Genomic DNA, 20621 nt, shown 5'->3' with positions numbered 1-20621 from the left:
CCCCGTGGTTCTGCCGATTTGGAGACAGAGAATGATCCCGTTGTCGTTCGCGCAGCGCCGACTGTGGTTCGTGGATCGGTTCGAAGGTCCGTCACCGACCTACAACGCCGCTTTCGCCCTGCGGATGACCGGTGAGCTGAGCGTGGGTGCGCTGGAGTCGGCGCTCCGCGATGTCATCGACCGGCACGAGATCCTCCGAACGGTGATCGTCGAGGACGAAGACGGCGTCCCGCACCAGCAGGTGCTGCCAGCCGGTTCGAAGCCATGCGACCTGCCGGTCGTCGAGCTCGCGGATGAGCGGGCGCCGACGGTCCACGAGGTGGCCACCGCCCCCTTCGACCTGGCCGTCGACATGCCGATCCGCGCCAGGCTCCTGCGGCGCGGATCGCGCGAACACACCCTGGTGCTGGTGGTGCACCACATCGTCATGGACGGGGAATCCCTCGGGCTGCTGCTCCGCGATCTCACCGCGGCGTACTCGGCCCGCAGGCAGAGCAGGGCCCCGGAGTGGGAGCCACTCCCGGTGCAGTACGCGGACTACACGCTGTGGCAGCGGGACGTGCTCGGAGACGAGTCCGATCCGCACAGTCTGGCGGCCAGGCAACTGGCCTACTGGCGCGCTGACCTGGCCGATCTGGCGCAGCCCTTGGCCCTGCCGACGGACCGGCCGCGTCCCAGGGCGATGAGCCACCGTGGCGATCTGGTCGAGCTGTCGATCGACTCCGACCTGCTCGGGGCCGTGGAGGAGCTGGCCACGGAACAGGACCTCACCGTATCGATGATCATGCACTCGGCGCTGGCGGTCCTCCTCCACCACCTCGGATGCGGTGACGATGTGCCCCTCGGTGCTCCGATCGCGGGACGAACCGATGAGGATCTGCGGGACCTCGTCGGGTTCTTCGCCAACACCTGGGTCCTGCGCGTCGACCTCTCCGGGAACCCGACCTTCCGCCAGCTGCTCCAGCGGGTGCGTGACCGGTCCCTCGCCGCGTACGACCACCAGGACGTGCCGTTCGAGCGGTTGGTGGAGCTGCTGAACCCGGACCGGTCCACCGCCTATCACCCGCTCTTCCAAGTGATGCTCGCCTGGCAGGAGCCGTTGGGCGAGGTGGAGTTCCCCGGACTCGATGTCGAGGCCGAAGAGCTTGAGACCGGTACGGCCAAGTTCGACCTGTTCTTCAACTTGGTCCCGAACGGCTCGGGCGGGGCGGGGGGCTACCTGGAGTACGCCACCGATCTGTTCGACAGGGACACGGCCGACGGCCTCACGACCCGGTTCGTCCGGGTGCTGAGCCGACTCGTGGCCGACTCGGAGCGCAGGGTCGGCGGCATCGACGTACTCGACGCGACCGAGCGGGACCGGTTGCTCAACCGGTTCAACGACACCGCCACGACGGTGTCCGAACTGACGATCCCGGAGCTGTTCGAAAACCAGGTGACCAGGACTCCTGACGCCCCGGCGATCACGCACGACGACCGGACGCTGACCTACCGGGAGCTGAACGACCGGGCGAACAGCGTCGCGTGGGAGCTGGTCCGGCGCGGTGCCGGGCCGGACGACCTGGTGGCGCTGGCTCTGCCGCGCACGGAGGATCTGGTGGTCGGCCTGCTCGGGATCCTCAAATCAGGCGCTGGGTACCTGCCCATGGACCCGCAGTACCTCAGCGGGCGAGCGGAGAGCGTGCTGACCGAAGCGGTTCCACGGTTCGCGGTCACCGACACCGCGACGTGGCAGGAGCTCCCGCGGAACGACATCTCGACCGTCAACCTTGACCACCGCGCGGAATGGGACCCGCCCGAGGGAGTGCTGGACGACGCGAACCGGATATCGCCGTTGGACCCGGACAACGTGGCCTACGTGATGTACACCTCTGGCTCGACGGGCAAGCCGAAGGGCGCGGTGATCACTCACCGTAACGTCGTCAACGGGGTGCGGGAGCTGGTGCGCGCGCTGGACGCGCCGCCGGGGTGGCGGATGCTGGCCGGCACCTCGGTGAACTTCGACGTCTCGGTCTTCGAGCTGCTGACCACCCTGTCCGTCGGCGGCACGGCCGAGGTGGTGTCGAACGCGCTGGCGCTGGGCGAGCGGGACACCTGGGACGGCCATGTGATCAGCGCCGTCCCCTCGGTGCTCGGCGAACTGATCGGCCACCTGGAGAAGACGCCCGCCGTGCGCACGGTCGTCCTCGCGGGTGACGTACTCCCGGCCCGATTGGTACGGCAGGTGCGGCAGGCCCTGCCCGGCGTGCGGGTCGTGAACGGCTACGGCCAGAGCGAGAGCTTCTATGCCACCTCGTTCTCCCTGGCGGCGTCCGAGGAGTGGGCGGAGAGCGAGGTCGCGCCGATCGGCACCCCGCTGGGGAACATGCGTGCCTATGTGCTGGGCCCGGGGCTCGCCCCAGTGCCGCAGGGCGTGGTCGGCGAGCTGTACGTGGCGGGGATCTGCCTCGGCCGCGGCTACCACGGCCGCTCGGCGCTGACCGCCGAGCGCTACCTGGCGAACCCGTTCGGCCCCGCGGGCGAGCGGATGTACCGCACGGGCGACCTGGCCCGCTGGAACGCACGTGGCCAACTGGAGTGCGTCGGCAGGAGCGACGGCCAGGTGAAGGTGCGTGGCTTCCGCATCGAGACGGCCGAGGTCGAAGCGGTATGCGTGCTGCACCCCGGGATCAGTGAGGCGGTGGTGATCAGCCGGGAGGCGCCCTCGGGCGGGCGGCGGCTCGTCGCGTACGTCGTGCACACCGGCGGGGGAGCCGTCGGTGACGACGGTGCCGGTGGTATCGGGGATGTGGATGTGCAGTCCGGCGCTTCCGCCGCCGAGCTGCGCAGGTTCGTCGCGGCACGGTTGCCCGACTACATGGTGCCGTCCGCGTTCATCGTGCTCGGCCGGCTGCCCCTCGGACCGACCGGCAAACTGGACCGTTCGGCGCTGCCCGAACCGGAGTTCGGCGGTGAGGCGTACCACGAGCCGCGCACCGAGGTCGAAGCGATCATCGCCGCGTCATACGCGGATGTGCTCGGTGTGGATCGGATCGGAATCGACGACGACTTCTTCGCGGTGGGCGGAGACAGCCTGCGGTCGATCCAGGTGGTGGCGCGGGCCCGGTCCCGGGGCCTGGACCTCACCACGCGGGAGATCTTCGAGTACCGCACAGCGGCCCGACTGGCAGTGGCGGCTTCCGCCAGCCGGGACCGGGTGCCCGCACTCGCGGAGGGCGCGGGCGGTGGCGTCGGCCCGATGCCGTTGCCGCCGGTGGCGCGGCAGGTGTTCGAGCACGGCGGCGGGCTGAACCGGTTCGCGATGGCGTTGGCGCTGGAGCTGCCCGCAGGGATCGATGCGACGGGATTGGCAGCGACGGTGGACGCCGTGCTCGACCGACACGACCTCCTGCGCGCACGGTTGGTGCGAGGCGACGAGTCCTCCCTCGTCGTGCGTCCGGCGGGCACCGTGCGGGCATCGGGCCTGATCCGCCGGGTGCCCTGCGACGGCCGTTGGGACGAGCCGACCTCGCTTCAGATGGCGAAGGCGGAGTTGGACGACGCGGTCGGGCGGCTCGACCCGGAGGCCGGCATCATGGCGGACTTCGTATGGTTCGCCGCGGCGTCGGGTGCGGGCAGGCTGCTGGTGGTGCTGCACCACCTGGTGGTGGACGGTGTCACCTGGCGCATCCTGATGTCGGACTTCGCGGAGGCATGGCAGCACGTCCGGTCCGGCCGTCCGCCCGAGCTGTCCGCGGTCGGCACATCGGCCCGCCGCTGGGCATCGGCGCTGGAGACCGAGGCGCTCTCCCCGCGGCGGGTGGCGGAGCTGGCGTTCTGGCGCCACGTGCTCCAGCCACCGGACCCCCCGCTGGGCACGCGGGCGTTTGATCCGACGGTGGATGTGATGTCCACGGTCGACACCGTGCGGGTGCGGCTCTCCGCCGAGATCACCGAGGCGGTACTGACCAGGCTTCCCGCGGCGTTCAAGGGTACGGGGGCCGATGTGCTGCTCGCCGCCCTCGCCCTGGCGATGAACCGATGGCGGGGTGCGGACCGCTCGACTCTGGTCCGGTTGGAGGGGCACGGCCGTGAGGAGGCGGTCGTCCCCGGGGCCGACCTCTCCCGGACCGTCGGATGGTTCACCAGCATGTACCCGGCCCGGGTCGACGTGCGCGGGTTGGACCTGGCCGACGTGCTGGCCGGCGGCCCCACGGCCGGGACGGCGATCAAGCTGGTCAAGGAGCAGCTGCGCGGCATCCCGGACAACGGCATGGGGTACGGACTGCTGCGCCACCTGAACCCGGAGACCGCGGCGCAGCTCGCCGACGAACCGGTCCCGCAGTTCGGGTTCAACTACCTCGGCCGGATCTCCGACGCCGACGTGCCCGAGCACCTGCGCGCGGACGGGTGGGGACCGGCGCCCTGGTCCACCGAGCTGATCCCGGCACCTGACCCGGACCTGCCCGCGCTGTCCGCGCTGGAGGTCAACGTGGTCGCCACGCCCGCCACGACGGACAGCGACGGGGGCACCCAGTTGCAAGCTGCCTTCATGTTCCCCACCGGGGCGCTGTCCCGTGAGCGGACCTCCGAACTGGCCGAGCTGTGGGTGGAGGTACTGCACGGCATGGCCGCGCACGCCGCCCAGCCGGAGATCGGTGGGCTGACACCCTCAGACACCCCCCTGTTCTCGGTCCGGCAGGACGAGATCGAGAGCTGGGAGGCGCGCTACGGCCGACTGACCACGGTGTGGCCGCAGGCTCCGGGACAGGCCGGGATCCTGTTCCAGGCCGCGCTCGCCGAAGGCTCCTTCGACGTCTACCACATGCAGTTCGTGCTCCACCTTTCCGGGCACGTGGACCCGGTGCGCATGAGGACCGCCGGGCAGGCGCTGCTCGATCGGTATCCGAACCTGCGTTCCGTGTTCCTCGCCGGAGCCGACGGCGATCCGGTGCAGGTCGTGCCCGAAAACGTTCCCCTGCCATGGCGACACATGACGGTGACGGGTCGGAGCGAAGCCGAGCAGGACGCGGCGCTCGACGCATTCCTCGCCGAGGACCGGACCGACCAACTGGATCCCACCAGGCCGCCGCTGCTCCGCCTGGCGCTGATCACCGTCGGGCCGCAGCGGGCGAAACTCGTCATCACGGCGCACCACGCCCTGTTCGACGGCTGGTCCTCGCCGTCGGTCATCACGGATCTGATCCGGCTGTACGCCGGGGCCCGCGAGCTCCCCCCGGTCCGGAGCTATGGTGACTATCTGGCCTGGCTGTCCGCGCAGGACCGGGAGGCGTCGGCCACTCGTTGGGCCGCCGAGCTCGCCGGATTCGAGCAGCCGACCCTCGTGGCCCCACATGCCTCCGCCAACGCGCCGGCGTCCGCCATCGGGCGGGTCGAGGTGCCGCTGTCGATCGACAAGGGGCGTGCACTCGCCCGACGCGCCGCCGAACTCGGGGTCACGCTGAACACGCTCCTCCAAGGCGCCTGGGCGGTCCTGCTGTCGAAGCTGACCGGGCAGCAGGACGTGGTGTTCGGGGCGACCGCCAACGGCCGCCCGCCGGAACTGCCCGGCTCGGACGACATGGTCGGTCTGTTCATCAACACCCTGCCGATCAGAACGGACTGCCGCCCCGACCACCAGGTGGCCCACGTCATCACCGAGCTACAGCGGCGGCAGACCGCCCTGCTCGACCACAACCACTACGGGCTGGCCGACATCCAGAGCGGCGTCGGGCTGCCCGCCCTGTTCGACACGATCGTCGTGTTCCAGTCCTACCCGATCGACCGGGAGGGCATGGTCGAAGCGAACACCGCGGCAGGGTTCACGATCGAGGGCATCCGGCCGTTCGCAGGCTCGCACTACCCGCTCACCCTCAACGCCTCCGACCCCTACCTGAGGCTGTCCCTCGACTACCAGAACAACCTCTACGACCGCGACGCGGCCGAGACGGTCGCCGCCCGCCTCGTCCGGGTGCTGGACCAGGTTTTCGAGGACCCGACGACGCCGGTCGGTGCCGTGGACGTGCTGTCCGCGCAGGAGCGGGACCGGTTGGTGAGGGAGGTCAATGACACCGCGCATCCGGTGCCGACGGAGACGCTGCCGGATGCGTTCGAGGCTCAGGTGGAGCGAGGCCCTGACCGTGCGGCGCTGATCGGCGAGCGGGAGACACTGACCTACGGGGAGTTCAACCGGCGCGCGAATCGGTTGGCCCACTGGTTGATCGACCAGGGTGCCGGCCCCGAGCGGCTGATCGCGGTACGGATCCCGCGTTCCGTGGAACTGGTGGTGGCGGTCCACGCGGTGGTGAAGGCGGGTGCGGCCTATCTGCCGCTGGACACCGAGCTGCCCGAGGACCGGGTGCGGCAGATGCTGGCCAGTGTTCGGCCGCTGCTGGTGCTCGACGGAGAGCTTCCGGACGTGTCCGGGTACCCGGAGGTGAACCCGGAGCGGGAGCTGTCGCCGGACAACGCCGCGTACGTCATTCACACCTCTGGTTCCACCGGTGGTCCCAAGGGTGTGCAGGTGGCGCACCGGTCGATCATGAACCGGCTGAAGTGGGGTCTGGCGCACTTCGAGGTCGGTGTCGAGGACAGGGTGCTGCTGAGCACGACGGCGAGCTTCGACGTGTCGGTGCCGGAGTTGTTCGCGCCGCTCCAGGTCGGGGCGTCCGTCGTGGTCGCGCGCCCGGGTGGGCGTAGGGATCCGGCGTATCTGGCCGAGGTGATCCAGCGGGAAGGAGTGACCGGCGCGGACTTCGTGCCCTCCCTGCTGGAAGCGTTCGTCGCCGAGCCCGCGGCGAAGAAGTGCACCAGCCTGCGCTGGATCGAGGTCGCGGGCGAGGCGTTCCCGGCGACGCTGGCCAACAGGTTCGTCGAGCTGTTGCCCGGTTGCGGTGTGCACAACCTCTACGGCCCCACCGAGGCGTCGGTGGAGGTCACCGGATGGCAGCACGTGCCGGGCGCTGACCGGATGCCCATCGGCTCGCCGATCTGGAACACCCAGGTGTATGTGCTGGACTCGGCGCTGCGCCCCGTCCCGCAGGGGGTCACCGGTGAGTTGTACCTCGCCGGTACGGGGCTGGCCAGGGGCTATCTCGGGCAGACCGCGCTGACCGCGAACCGGTTCATCGCCTGTCCCTTCGGGGAGCCGGGGACCCGGATGTACCGCACCGGCGATGCCGTGCGGTGGAACCAGGACGGCCAGGTCGAGTACCTCGGTCGAACCGATCTCCAGGTGAAGATCCGCGGCTTCCGCATCGAGCTGGGCGAGATCGAAACCGCGCTGTCGCTCCATCCGGCGGTGCGGCAGGCCGCAGTGATCACTCGTGCGGACGCCACCGGAGGTCGGCAGTTGGCTGGCTATGTGGTGGTGGATTCCGAGGTGGCGCCAGGGGTGGGAGAGCTGCGCGCGCACCTGGAGCGGCAGCTACCGGGCTATATGGTCCCTCCTCACCTGCTGATCCTCGACCGGCTTCCGCTGATGTCGAACGGCAAGGTCGACGGCCATGCGCTCCCCGCACCCGACCAGGCCGAAACAGCGACCGGACGATCGCCGCGCAACCGCACCGAGAAGGTACTCTGCCGGCTCTTCGCCGACCTGCTCGGTGTGGAGGGGGTCGGCATCGACGTCGACTTCTTCGACCACGGTGGGCATTCGCTGCTGGCCACCCGACTGATCGGCCGCATACGCGGCGAACTCAACGTCGACGTGAAGGTGACGACGGTGTTTCGTCATCGGACCGTCGCCGAGTTGGCGGGTCGGATCGAGAAGTTGGCCGCGTCGAAACGCCCTCAGCTACGACAAATGAACGTGGAGGAGTAGCGTCGATGGTTCCGTTGTCCTTTGCTCAACGCCGGCTGTGGTTCCTTTACCGTCTCCAGGGCCGGTCCGCCACGTACAACATCCCGTTCGTGCTGCGTCTGGAGGGGCCACTCGACACGGTGGCCCTGGCTGCGGCGGTGCGGGATGTCACGACCAGGCACGAGAGTCTGCGCACGTTGATCAGGGAGAACGAGGACGGCACGCCGGAGCAGCGGGTCCTCTCACCGGAGGAGGCGGTCTTCCGGATTCCGGTGGTTGACGTGGCTGCGGACGCAGTGGACGCCGCGACGCACGACGCCGGGTGCGAGGGGTTCGAACTGGAAACGGAGCTTCCCTTTCGGGCAACCATTTTCCGGGTCGCTCCGCAGGAGCACCGGGTGGCGTTCGTGTTCCACCACATCGCCGCCGATGGAGCGTCGATGGCGCCGTTCCTCCGCGATCTGGTGTCGGCGTACTCGGCCCGCCAGCGGGGGAGCGCGCCGAACTGGCCGCCACTTCCGGTGCAGTACAAGGACTACACGCTGTGGCAGCGGCAACTGCTGGGCGACGAAGCGGATCCAGACAGCATCGCCGCCATGCAACTGGCGTACTGGCGGGAGGCATTGGCAGGGGTACCGCAGCCGGTGCAGTTGCCGCTGGATCGGCCGCGGCCGACGGCGGCCAGCCACCGCGGCGGCTATGTGTCCTTCGAGCTGGAACCCGAACTGCTCGCCGGGCTCGGAAAACTCGCCGCGGACCGCGGTGCCACGGCCCCGATGGTCGCCCAGACCGCGCTCGCGGTGCTGTTGCACCACCTCGGTGCCGGCCACGACCTGACGATCGGCAGCCCGATCGAGGGGCGCTCCGATGAGCAACTCGACGACCTCATTGGTTTCTTCGCCAACACCTGGGTCCTCCGCGTCGACCTGTCGGAGAACCCATCGATCAACGATCTGCTGGAGCAGGTGCGGGACCAGGCTCTCGCCGCGTACGACAACCAGGACGTTCCGTTCGAGCGCCTGGTGGGGATCCTCAACCCGGACCGTTCCACCGCGTACGCACCGCTGTTCCAGACGATGCTGGCCTGGCAGTTCGCGTGGCAGGGGATCGAGATACCGGGTCTGCGGGTCACCCCGGTCCCGGCCGGCACCGATACCGCGCGCTTCGACCTGTTCTTCAACATCGTCCCGGATGTATCCGGGCGTGCCTACGGGCAGTTGGAGTACGCGACGGAGCTCTTCGACCACGCCACAGCCGTGCGCATCGCCGACCGCTATGTGCGCGTGCTGCGGCAGGTGGTCGCCGATCCCGGTGGGCGGCTCGGTGCGGTGGACGTGCTCACCGACGCCGAGCGGGACCGGCTGGAGCGGTTGAACGAGACCGCGGCACCGGTGCCGGGAGCGACGCTCTCCGCACTCGTCACCACTCACGCGATGCGGACACCGGACGCGACAGCGGTGGTGGCCGGGCGAACAGAGCTGTCGTATCGCGAGTTGAACGCCCGCGCCGACCGGCTGGCCGCGGTGTTGCGTGCACGCGGGGTCGGGCCGGACGTGCTGGTGGCCGTCGCGCTGCCGCGGTCGGCGGAGCTGGTGGTCGCGCAGTTGGGCGTGCTCAAGGCGGGCGGTGCCTATCTGCCGATCGACCCCGATCACCCGGCCTCACGAGTCGACCTCCTGCTCAACACGGCCGCTCCGACCCTGATACTGGCCCATCGTGATACGGCGGCGGCACTGCCGGAGTGCCGACCGCCGGTAATCCACCTCGACGTGCTCGACCTCAACGACCCCGACAGCCCCGTGGCCGAGGCGCCGGACATCCGTATCCGGCCGGACAATCTGGCGTACGTGATGTACACCTCCGGCTCCACGGGCAAGCCGAAGGGTGTCGCCATGACCCACGCCACCGTGGTCAACGGTGTGTGGCATTCGAGGCAGCTGGCATCACTTGAGCCGGGATCCCGCATGCTCGCCGCGACCTCGGTGAACTTCGACGTCTCCGTGTTCGAGATATTCACCGCGCTCGCGGCCGGCGCGAGCGTCGAGATCGTCCGCGACGTACTCGAACTCGCCGAACGCGACAGCTGGTCGGGTACCACCATCTGCGCCGTGCCGTCGGTGTTCACCGCACTGCTCGACCCCCTTCTCGCCCGGGAGCCAGGCGCCCTCAAGCTCGACCTGCGGACCGCGATCCTCGGCGGCGACCCACTCACGGCCGACGTCGTCCACAAGGTTCACCAGGCTCTCCCGCATGTCCGTGTCGTCCATGCCTACGGACAGACCGAGAGCTTCTACGTCTCCAGCTTCCCGGTCCCCCAGCAGTCGACCGAAACCGGTGTGATACCGATCGGACGACCACTCGCCAATATGCGCACCTACATCCTGGGTCCAGAACTGACGCCGGTCCCGCCCGGCGTGATCGGAGAACTGTATGTGGCCGGTGGGCTCGCCCGCGGCTACTACCGGAACGGCGGGGCGACCGCCGAGCGGTTCGTGGCCTGCCCCTTCGGTCCTGCGGGTGCGCGCATGTACCGCACCGGTGACCTGGCCCACTGGGACAAGAACGGTCAACTGAAGTACGAGGGAAGAGCCGACACCCAGGTCAAGGTGAACGGCATCCGGGTCGAGCCGACCGAGGTCGAGATGGTCCTCGCCCAGCACCACGAGGTCGGGCAGGCCGTGGTCACGGCGTGGGAAGACCACACGGGCACCACACGACTCGTCGGCTATGTGACGCCGGTGGGTGGCGCCGGAGTCGGCGGCATCGACCCGCGGGCCAGCGCCTCCGTGGCGGATCTGCGGCGGTTCGTGGCCAAACGACTGCCGGACTACATGGTGCCTGCCTTGTTCGTGGTCCTCGACCGGCTGCCCGTGACCACGACCGGAAAGCTGGACCGGGCGGCGTTGCCCGAGCCGGAGTTCGCCGGGGGCGAGTACCGGGCGCCGCGCAGCGAGGCGGAGCAGGTGCTGGCCGAGGTCTACGCCGATGTCCTCGACACCCAGCAGGTCGGTGTCGACGATGACTTCTTCGCCAGCGGTGGGGACAGCATCCGGTCCATCCAGGTGGTCGCGCGGGCCAAGGCGCGCGGGGTCCTGGTCAGCACACGGGAGATCTTCGAGCAGCGCACGGTCGCCCGGCTCGCGGAGCTGGTCGAGGAGAGGGGCGAAGAACAGAGCGTGACGCTGGCCGAGCTCCCGGGTGGCGGGGTGGGCTGGGCTCCGCTGCCGCCGACGGCGGCACATGTGCTCGCGCTGGGTGGCGGCATCGGCCGGTTCTGCATGACCGGGATGCTGACGCTGCCCGCGGACATCGACCGCGTGGGACTGGTCGGCACGGTGCAGGCGGTCCTGGACCGACATGACGTGCTGCGTTCCCGGCTCGACCGGGCACGGCCGGGCCTGCGGATGGGACCGGTGGGCAGTGTGGATGCCGGTGCGCTGGTGCGGGAGGTTCCGTACGGCGATGCCGATGTGCAGGCCGAGCTGGATGCGGCCGCAGGCCGGCTGGACCCGGACGCGGGAGTGATGGCGCAGTTCGTGTGGTTCACCTCCGACACGGCGACGGACCGGCTGCTGGTCGTGCTGCACCATCTGGTCGTCGACGGGGTGTCATGGCGGATCCTCGTCCCGGACCTGGCCTCGGCCTGGCAGCAGGTACGCGACGGCAGTGCCCCGCGACCGAAGGACACAGGTACCTCGTTGCGACGGTGGACGCACGCTCTGGCAGCCGAGGCAGCCACCCCGCGGCGGGCGGCGGAACTGCCCCTATGGCAGGAGATCCTGAGCGCCGACGAGCCTGCGCTCGGCGCACGGGAACTGGACCCGGCGCGCGATGTCGCAGCCACCGTGGACACCGTCCGCGTCCAGGTGCCGGCCGACGTCACGGCCGCGTTGCTGAACACGGTGCCTACGGTGTTCCGCGGCGGTGCCGACGACGGACTCCTCGCCGGGCTCGCGCTGGCGCTGACGCACTGGCGCCGGCTGCGAGGGGTGTCGGGGTCCTCGACGCTGATCCGGCTGGAACGACACGGCAGGGAAGAGTCCCTGGTGCCCGGCGCGGACCTGGCCGGGACCGTCGGCTGGTTCACCGCCATGTACCCGGTACGCCTCGACCTGACCGGTATCGACGTGGCGGCGGCGTTCGCCGGCGGCGCGGCGGCCGGGCAGGCGCTCAAGGCCGTCAAGGAGCAGCTGCGGGCCGTGCCGGACCACGGACTGGGCTACGGCCTGCTGCGCCACCTCAACACCGAGACCGCCACCACGACGGCCGGCGGGCGCGAACCGCAGATCGGATTCAACTACCTCGGCAGATCCTCAAGCGCCGACGTGCCCGAGGAACTGCGGGGCCTGGGCTGGGCCCCGGACACCACCCATGCCGGCCTGGTCGCCGCGCCGGATGCGGACATGCCGGCGCTGTCCGCCCTGGAGATCAATGCGGTAGCCGCCGCCACCGCTGCCGGCGAGGAGCTGACCGCCTCTTTCGGCTTCCCGACCGGGGTGCTCACCCGCGAGGAGGTCACCGAGCTGGCCGCCCTGTGGCTCCAGGCACTGACCGCCCTGGCCCGGCACGCCACGACCCCCGGGGCCGGTGGGCTCACCCCGACCGACGCACCCCTGGTCGACGTGGGCCAGGAGGAGATCGACGCCTGGGAGACCCGGTTCGGCAAACTGACCCACGTATGGCCGGCGACCCCCGCGCAATCCGGGATCATCTTCCACGGGATGCTGGCCGGTGCGTCGTACGACCCCTACCACGTTCAGTTGGTGTTCCAGCTGTCCAAGGAGGTCGATCCGGACCGGATGCGCCGGACCGGGCAGGCGCTGCTGGGGCGCTACGCCACCCTCCGTGCGGCGTTCGTCGACCGCGCGGACGGCGATGTCGTACAGGTGATACCGGAGGCGGTGACCCTGCCGTGGCAGTACCTCGACCTGACAGCGGCCGACGAGCCGGAGCGGACCGAGACGTTCGAGCGGTTCCTTGAGCGGGACCGGTCCACCCACTTCGAGGTGGATACCCCGCCGCTCTTCCGGCTGGCGCTGGTCGTCCTCGAACATGAACGGCCCGAACTCGTCCTGACGGCCCACCACACGCTCTTCGACGGCTGGTCCACGCCCATGCTGTTGCGGGATCTGCTCCTGCTCTACGCCTCCGACGGCGACCCGGCCGGTCTGCCCGGGATCCGCGACTACGGTGAGTTCCTCTCCTGGCTCGCCCAGCAGGACCAGGACGAGGCGGCACGGGTGTGGGCGACCGAACTCGAAGGGATCGAAGCGCCGACCCTGCTCGCTCCCGACTCCGCGACCGCGGATGACGACGGCCGCGAACAGGTCGAGATCACGCTCCCGCCCGACGAGTCGCGCGAACTGCCCCGACGCGCCGCCGATCTGGGCATCACCGTCAACACCCTGGTCCAGGGTGCCTGGGCGCTGCTGCTCGGCCAGCTCACCGGCCGTCAGGACGTGGTGTTCGGGGCCACCGTCTCCGGGCGCCCGCCCGCGGTGACGGATGTCGAGTCGATGGTCGGGATGTTCATCAGCACCGTCCCCGTACGCGTCACCTACGCGCCCGGCGACACCCTCGCCGAGGTCCTCACCCGGTTGCAGAGCCGGCAGGCCGCTCTGGTGGCACACCACCACTACGGGCTCGCGGAGATCCAGCGGGCCGTCGGCCTGCAATCCCTCTTCGATACGCTGGTCGTCTTCGAGTCCTACCCCATCGACCGGGCGGGGCTCAACGCCGCAACCGCCGCCGCGGACGGCATGGACTTCACCGGCTTCCGTCCGTCCGCGGGCAACCACTACCCGCTGTGCCTCACGGCGGCGGCCGACCCGGACCTCCAGCTCGTCATCCAGTACGCGCCGGGTGTCTTCGACCGTGACACGGTGGAGACGTACGCGGCCCGCCTCGTGCGGGTGCTACGGCAGTTGGCGGCCGACCCCGGGGTGAAGGTCGCGCAGGTCGACACCTTGGAGCCGGCCGAACGGGCCCTGGTGGTGGCCGAGTTCGATGACGCGCCCGTACCCACTCCGGACGCCACCCTCACCGGGCGCGTCGCGGCGCAGGTCACCCGGACCCCGGACGCGGTCGCCGTGGTCGCCGACGGCGCCTCACTCACGTACGCGGAGCTGGACGCCCGCGCCGAACGGCTCGCCGTCGAACTGGCCGGGCGCGGGGTGGGTCCGGAGACCGTGGTGAGCCTGGTCCTGCCGCGCACCGCAACTACGGTCGTGGCCATCCTGGCAATCCTCAAGGCGGGCGGGGCCTACCTGCCCGTCGACCCCGCCTATGCCGCCGCCCGCCTTCCCCGCATCCTCCCCGTCGCCCGGCCGCACCTGATCCTGGCCGACGCCGACACCCGCTCACTCGTTCCCGACACGGACATCCCCGTACTCGCCCTCGACGACATCGGCCTCCCGGCCGTGACCCAGGACGCCGCGGAAGCCGCGGCACGGCCGGCGGTCCGCCCCGACAACCTCGCCTACGTCGTCTACACGTCCGGCTCCACCGGTGTGCCCAAGGGCGTGAGCGTCACCCATGCCACCCTCGTCCATGGCGTGGACGCGCTGGTCACGCACGCCGGCATGGAGTCCGGCCGACGGGTGCTGCTCGCCGCCTCGTTCGGCTTCGACGTCGCCACCTTCGAGCTGTTCTCCGCGCTCACGACGGGCGGCAGTGTGGAAATCGTGCGTGACGTGCTGGAACTGGCCGAACGCGACACTTGGGACGTCGACGTCATCTGCTCGGTGCCGTCGGCCTTCGCCGAACTCATCGACCAGCTCCGTGACCGCATCCGGCCCACGGCACTGAACATCTCGGGGGAAGTGCTGACCCCGGCTCTGGCGGACCGGGTGCGCACGCTCTGGCCGGACGCCCGCGTCATCAACAGCTACGGCCCCAGCGAGACCTTCTATGCCACCGCCCACCTCCTGCACCCCGACCGGCCGTACGCCCCCGATGTGCCCATCGGCCGTCCCTTTCCCGGCGTGCGCGCCTACATCCTCGGCCCCGGTCTGACGCCGCTGCCCCCGGGCACACCGGGTGAGCTCTATCTGGCCGGGGCCGGACGCGGCTACCAGGGCCAGCCCGCCCTGACCGCCGACCGCTTCGTAGCCGACCCCTATGGGCCTCCCGGCTCACGCATGTACCGCACCGGCGACCTCGCCAGCCTCACCCCCGACGGCGAACTGCATCACCTGGGCCGCATCGACACCCAGGTGAAGATCCGCGGCTACCGAGTCGAACCCGGCGAGGTCGAAGCCGCCCTGACGGCCCATCCCCACATCGCCCAGGCCGCCGTCGTGGTCCGACAAGCCGGCGATACCCGCTATCTGGCCGCCTATCTCGTCCCGACCCACGGCGAGCGTGCCCCGAACCCGGCCGAACTGGGCGATCACTTGGCCGAGCGGCTGCCCGACTACATGGTCCCAGCCGCCTGCGTACCACTCGACCGGCTGCCCCTGTCCCCCAACGGCAAGCTCGACCACAAGGCCCTGCCGACCCCCGACCTCACCCCCACCACGCCTTTCCGGGCGCCCAGCACCGCCCGGGAGGTGGCCCTGGCCAAGCTGTTCGGCGAAGTGCTCAGTGTGGACCGGGTCGGCGTGGACGACGGGTTCTTCGCGCTCGGTGGGCACTCCCTGCTCGCCACCCGGCTGATCACCCGGGCCCGCGCCGAGATGGGGATAGAGATACCCATCCGCAAGATCTTCGACCTGCCGACTGTGTCCGCGCTGGCGGCGTGGTCAGAGGAATCGGCTGTTCCCCTCCGCCCCAGTTTGCTTGAGATGACCGTAGAGGAGTGAATCCAGTGATTCCGCTGTCGTATGCACAACGCCGTATGTGGCTTACCCACAAACTGGACCGAGGGGCGGAGACCTACAACATCTCCCCGACCTTCCGGCTGACCGGGCCGTTGGACCAGGAGGCCCTCGTCACGGCCATCCGCGACGTGGTCGGCCGGCACGAGATCCTGCGCACCACGTATGTGACGGACGACGACGATGAGCCCCACCAGCGGATCCTGCCGCCGGATGAGGTGTCGGTGCAGGTGCCAGTGGTCGTCGTGGCGTCCGAGGACCTGCCCGGCGCGGTCGACGAGGTCATCGCGCACCATTTCGACCTGGCGACCGAGATCCCGCTGCGGGCGACCCTGTTCCGCTGCTCCCCTGAGGAGCACCTCCTGGTCCTGGTGATCCACCACATCGCATCGGACGGCGTTTCGGGTGGGCCGCTGGCACGCGACCTGACCGCCGCCTACACCGCGCGACGGGAGGGTCGGGCGCCCCGGTGGGAGCCGTTGGCCGTGCAGTACAAGAACTACGCGCTGTGGCAGCGGAAGTTGCTCGGCGATGTGGCGGACCCGAGCAGTCTCGCGGCGGCGCAGGCCGAGTACTGGCGCGCGGAGCTGGCCGGGGTGCCGCAGCCGCTGAGCCTGCCACTGGACCGTCCGCGACCCGCGGAACGGAGTCTGGACGGCGACACGGTCGGCATCGTGGTGGAACCAGCGGTGGCGGCCGGGTTGCAGAAGCTCGCCGACGAGCGCGGGATGACCATGTCGATGGTCACTCAGGCCGCGCTGGCGGTGCTGCTGCGCAAGCTCGGCGGCGACGACGACGTGACGATCGGCAATCCGATCGCCGGACGAACCGACGAGGCACTGGCCGATCTGGTCGGGGTCTTCGTCAACACCCAAGTGCTGCGGGTGGATCTCTCCGCCGACCCGTCGTTCGCGGACCTTCTCGTGCAGGTGCGGGAGAAGGCGTTGGCGGCCTACGAGCACCAGGACCTGCCATTCGAGATGCTGGTCGAACTGATCAATCCGGACCGCTCCGCGGCGTACCAGCCGTTGTTCCAGGTGATGTTCGCCTGGCAGAACTTCGCGAAGCAGGACTTCGAACTTCCCGGACTCAAGGTGGAGTTCGAACAGCATCTCGTGTCGACCGCGATGTTCGACCTCTTCTTCAGTCTGGCCATGGACGCGTCGGGGGCGCTGCGGGGTGACCTCATGTACGCGACCCAGTTGTTCGACCGGGACACGGCCGAGGCATTCGCCGCTCGGTTCGTGCGTGTTCTGGAGCGGCTGGCCGCCGCCCCGCAGGTGCCGGTGAGCGCGATCGAGGTGCTGACGGAGGACGAGCGGGACCGGCTGGTACGACGGGTGAACGACACGGCCCATCCAGTGGCTGCGGTGACGTTGCCGGAGGCGTTCGAGGAGCAGGTGGAGCGGGCCCCGGACACAGTCGCGGTGATAACCGATCAGGAATCGGTGACCTACCGGGAGTTCAACCGGCGCGCCAATAGGCTGACGCACTGGCTGGTCGAACAGGGTGCGGGTGCCGAACAGATCGTCGCGGTACGCATCCCCCGTTCCGTGGAGATGATGGTGGCGATCTACGCGGTGGTGAAGGCGGGTGCGGCCTATCTGCCGTTGGACTCCGAGCTGCCCGAGGAACGGGTGCGGCAGATGCTGGACACTGCTCGGCCGCTGCTGGTGCTCGACGGAGAGCTTCCGGACGTGTCCGGGTACCCGGAGGTGAACCCGGAGCGGGAGCTGTCACCGGACAACGCCGCGTACGTCATCTTCACCTCCGGTTCCACTGGTGGCCCCAAGGGTGTGCAGGTGGCGCACCGGTCGATCATGAACCGGCTGAAGTGGGGTCTGGTGCACTTCGCGGTCACGGCCGAGGACCGCATGCTGCTGAGCACGACGGTGAGTTTCGATGCGTCGGTGCCCGAGTTGTTCGCGCCGCTCCAGGTCGGGGCTTCCGTCGTGGTCGCGCGTCCCGGAGGTCGCAGGGATCCCGCCTATCTGGCCGACTTGATCCAGCGCGAGCGGGTGACCGGCGCGGACTTCGTGCCCTCCCTGCTGGAGGCGTTCGTCGCCGAGCCCGCAGCCAAGAAGTGCACCAGCCTGCGCTGGATGGAGGTCGCGGCCGAGCCGTTCCCGGCCTCCCTCGCCAATGCGGTCACCGGTCTCCTGCCCGACTGTGGCGTGCACAACCTCTACGGCCCCACGGAGGCGACCGTCGAGGTGACGGCGTGGCAGCACGTGCCGGGGGCGGACCGGGTGCCGATCGGCGCACTGATCTGGAACACCCAGGGTTACGTGCTGGACGAGGTACTGCGTCCGGTCCCGCCGGGGGTGGCGGGTGACTTGTACCTCGCCGGTGCCGGGCTCGCCAGGGGCTACCTCGGGCAGACCGCACTGACTGCGGAGCGGTTCGTTGCCTGTCCCTTCGGACCTGGCGGCGCGCGGATGTACCGCACCGGTGACGTGGCGCGGTGGAACAAGGACAACCAGATCGAGTACATCGGGCGCTCCGACTCCCAGGTGAAGATCAGGGGGTTCCGGATCGAGCTGGGTGAGATCGAGGATGTGCTGGCCGAGCATCCCGGTGTGACGCAGGCGGCCGTCGTGGTGCGTGAGAATCAGCAGGGTGACAAGCGTCTGGTGGGCTATGTGGTGCCTGATCCGGATGCCGCAGTGACTGATGCCGCTGCCCAGGTGGACGAGTGGCGTCGGGTCCACGAGGACATGTATGCCGACTCTGCCGATGAAGCACTGGGCGAGGACTTCCGGCTGTGGAAGTCGGCGTACGACGCCGAGCCGATTCCGCGTGCGGAGATGCGGGAGTGGCGGGACACGGCGGTGGCGCAGGTGCTGCGGTTCGCGCCGCGGCGGGTGCTGGAGATCGGTGTGGGTGCCGGTCTGCTGCTGTCGGAGATCGTCGGTGAGGTCGAGGAGTACTGGGGCACCGATATCTCGGCCACGGTGGTGGACCGGGTCCGGGAGCAGGTCGCTGAGGCCGGCTGGGGTGACCGGACACGGCTGAGTGTTCAGGCGGCCGATGATGTCTCCGGGCTGCCCCGGGACAGGTTCGACACCGTGGTGCTCAACTCGGTGACGCAGTACTTCCCGAGCGTCGCCTATCTGGACCGGGTGTTGGGCGAGGCGATGGACCTCCTTGCGCCGGGCGGCCGACTGATCGTCGGTGACGTCCGCAATGCCGCGACACTCCGGCTTCTGCTGACCGCGGTGCAGCGTGCGGCGCGACCGCACGCCTCGCACGACGAGGTGCGGGCCATGGTGGAGCAGGCGGTGCTGGCCGAACGGGAACTGGTGGTCGCTCCGGAGTGGTTCGCCGAGTGGGCGGCGGAGCGTTCCGTAGGGGTCGACATCCGGCTGAAGGCCGGGCGGATACATAACGAGCTGACCCGACACCGCTACGAGGTCGTCCTGCACAAGGGGCCGGCCGATGTGCTCGACCTGGCCGGTGTGCCGACAGTGCTGTGGGGCCGGGAGGTGTCCGACCTGGCCGGCCTGGGCGACTGTGCGGACCGGGCGGGCGGCGGACCGGTACGGGTGACCGGGATCCCCAACGCGCGGCTGGTGGAGGAGGCCGCCGCGGCGTTGTCAGCGGGTGTGTTGGGTACGGTTGCCCCGCCTGCCGGGGCTCTTGATCCGGAGGACCTCGACGCATGGGCGCGGCAGCAGGGCCGGGATGCGGTCGTCACCTGGTCGGGCGAGGCCGTCCACACCCTCGATGTGGTGCTGCTGCCCGAGCAGCTCACTCTGACCGGGGGATTCGTTCCCAGCGCCGTGGCCAGGCCGACCAGGGCGAACACCCCCGCCCTGGTCACATCGATCGGCCCGCTGCTGACCGCGCTGCCCGAGTACCTGCGCGCGCGTCTACCGGACTACATGGTCCCGGCAGCGGTGGTGCCGCTTCCCGAACTTCCGTTGACTCCGGCCGGCAAGCTCGACCGGCGGGCGCTGCCGGCGGAGGCCACGACCACCACGAGCGACGGAGAACCACGCAACGCACACGAAGAGAAGCTGTGTGCCATCTTCGGCGAGCTGCTCGACGTGGAGCGGGTCGGTATCGACGACGACTTCTTCGTGCTCGGCGGGCACTCGCTCCTGGCCACCCGGCTCAGCGCCCGCATCCGCAAGCGGTTCGGTGTCGACATGCCCGTCAGGACGATCGTCCGGTACCCCACGGTGTCCGAACTGGCCGCGCTGGTGCTCGTCGGCGGTATCCCCGACGAGCACGTGGACTCGTTCGCGGTAGTGCTGCCGCTGAACCGGGATTCCGGTACGGGCAAGCCGCCGGTGTGGTTCTTCCACGGAGGGGGTGGGCTCGGCTGGGCGTACTTCACCTTCGCGCCGTACGTGCAGCACCGCCCGGCCTACAGTCTGCAGTCCCGCGGCTACAACGGCACGGAACCGCTGGCGGGAACGGTGCAGGAGATGATCGACGACTACCTCGCCCAGATCATCAAGACCCAGCCGGAAGGGCCCTACTATCTGGTCGGCTGGTCCTTCGGCGGCCCGGTCGCGCACGCCATCGCGGAGGCCCTGGACCGGCGCGGGCAGGAGGTCGCCCTCCTGGCCATCCTGGACAGCCAACCGGCGAGTGACGACCCGGATAACGGGTTCCGGCATGTAGCCGGCCGGACGCAGGAGCTCTACCGGGCGGATCTCGAGGAAGTCTTCGGCAAGTTCATGAACACCAGCAACATGGACAGCTTCCTGGACAACATGTCGAAGGTGGGCACCAACAACCTGAACAGGATGGCCGAGTTCCAATCGCCGGTCTACCGCGGCGATGCGCTGTTCTTCAACGCCACGGTTGACCGGCCCGAAGGAGTGCCGAGCTATGCGGCCGACTGGCGGCCGTTCGTCCTCGGTTCCATCGAGGAGTACGACGTGGACGCGGCGCACGAAGACTTGCACATGCCCAAACCCGCGGGCCAGATCATGAAGGTCATCAGCCGCAAGCTGGCGGAGTGACGGGAGGTCTCGACTCTCGAACTCCCCACCGGCCGGGACGACGGGGTG

The 20621-nt window shown here is 69.7% G+C and carries 3 protein-coding genes; all 3 read left to right on the top strand.

Going from position 1 to position 20621, the window contains the following annotated elements; translation table 11 throughout:
• The first annotated feature begins 31 nt into the window (after positions 1–31).
• The 3 genes from ACH4S7_RS32095 to ACH4S7_RS32085 are packed head-to-tail and all read left to right on the top strand — an operon-like array spanning position 32 to position 20573.
• Positions 32–7801, top strand: a complete 7770-nt coding sequence (locus ACH4S7_RS32095; protein ID WP_398524878.1) for an amino acid adenylation domain-containing protein — start codon at positions 32–34, stop codon at positions 7799–7801.
• Positions 7802–7806: 5 nt separating this feature from the next.
• The gene (locus ACH4S7_RS32090) at positions 7807–15582 is read left to right on the top strand and encodes an amino acid adenylation domain-containing protein (RefSeq protein WP_398524877.1); all 7776 of its coding nucleotides are present in this window, start codon (positions 7807–7809) and stop codon (positions 15580–15582) included.
• On the top strand, positions 15579–20573 hold the full coding sequence (locus ACH4S7_RS32085) for an amino acid adenylation domain-containing protein (protein WP_398524876.1): 4995 nt from the start codon (positions 15579–15581) through the stop codon (positions 20571–20573). Before ACH4S7_RS32090 ends, ACH4S7_RS32085 begins: the two co-directional genes overlap by 4 nt.
• Positions 20574–20621 lie beyond the last annotated feature (48 nt).

The sequence above is a fragment of the Streptomyces sp. NPDC020965 genome (assembly GCF_044333555.1).
GTDB lineage: Bacteria > Actinomycetota > Actinomycetes > Streptomycetales > Streptomycetaceae > Streptomyces.
Note: the sequence above shows the minus strand (reverse complement) of the source record. Positions and strands in the feature narration are given on the sequence as shown.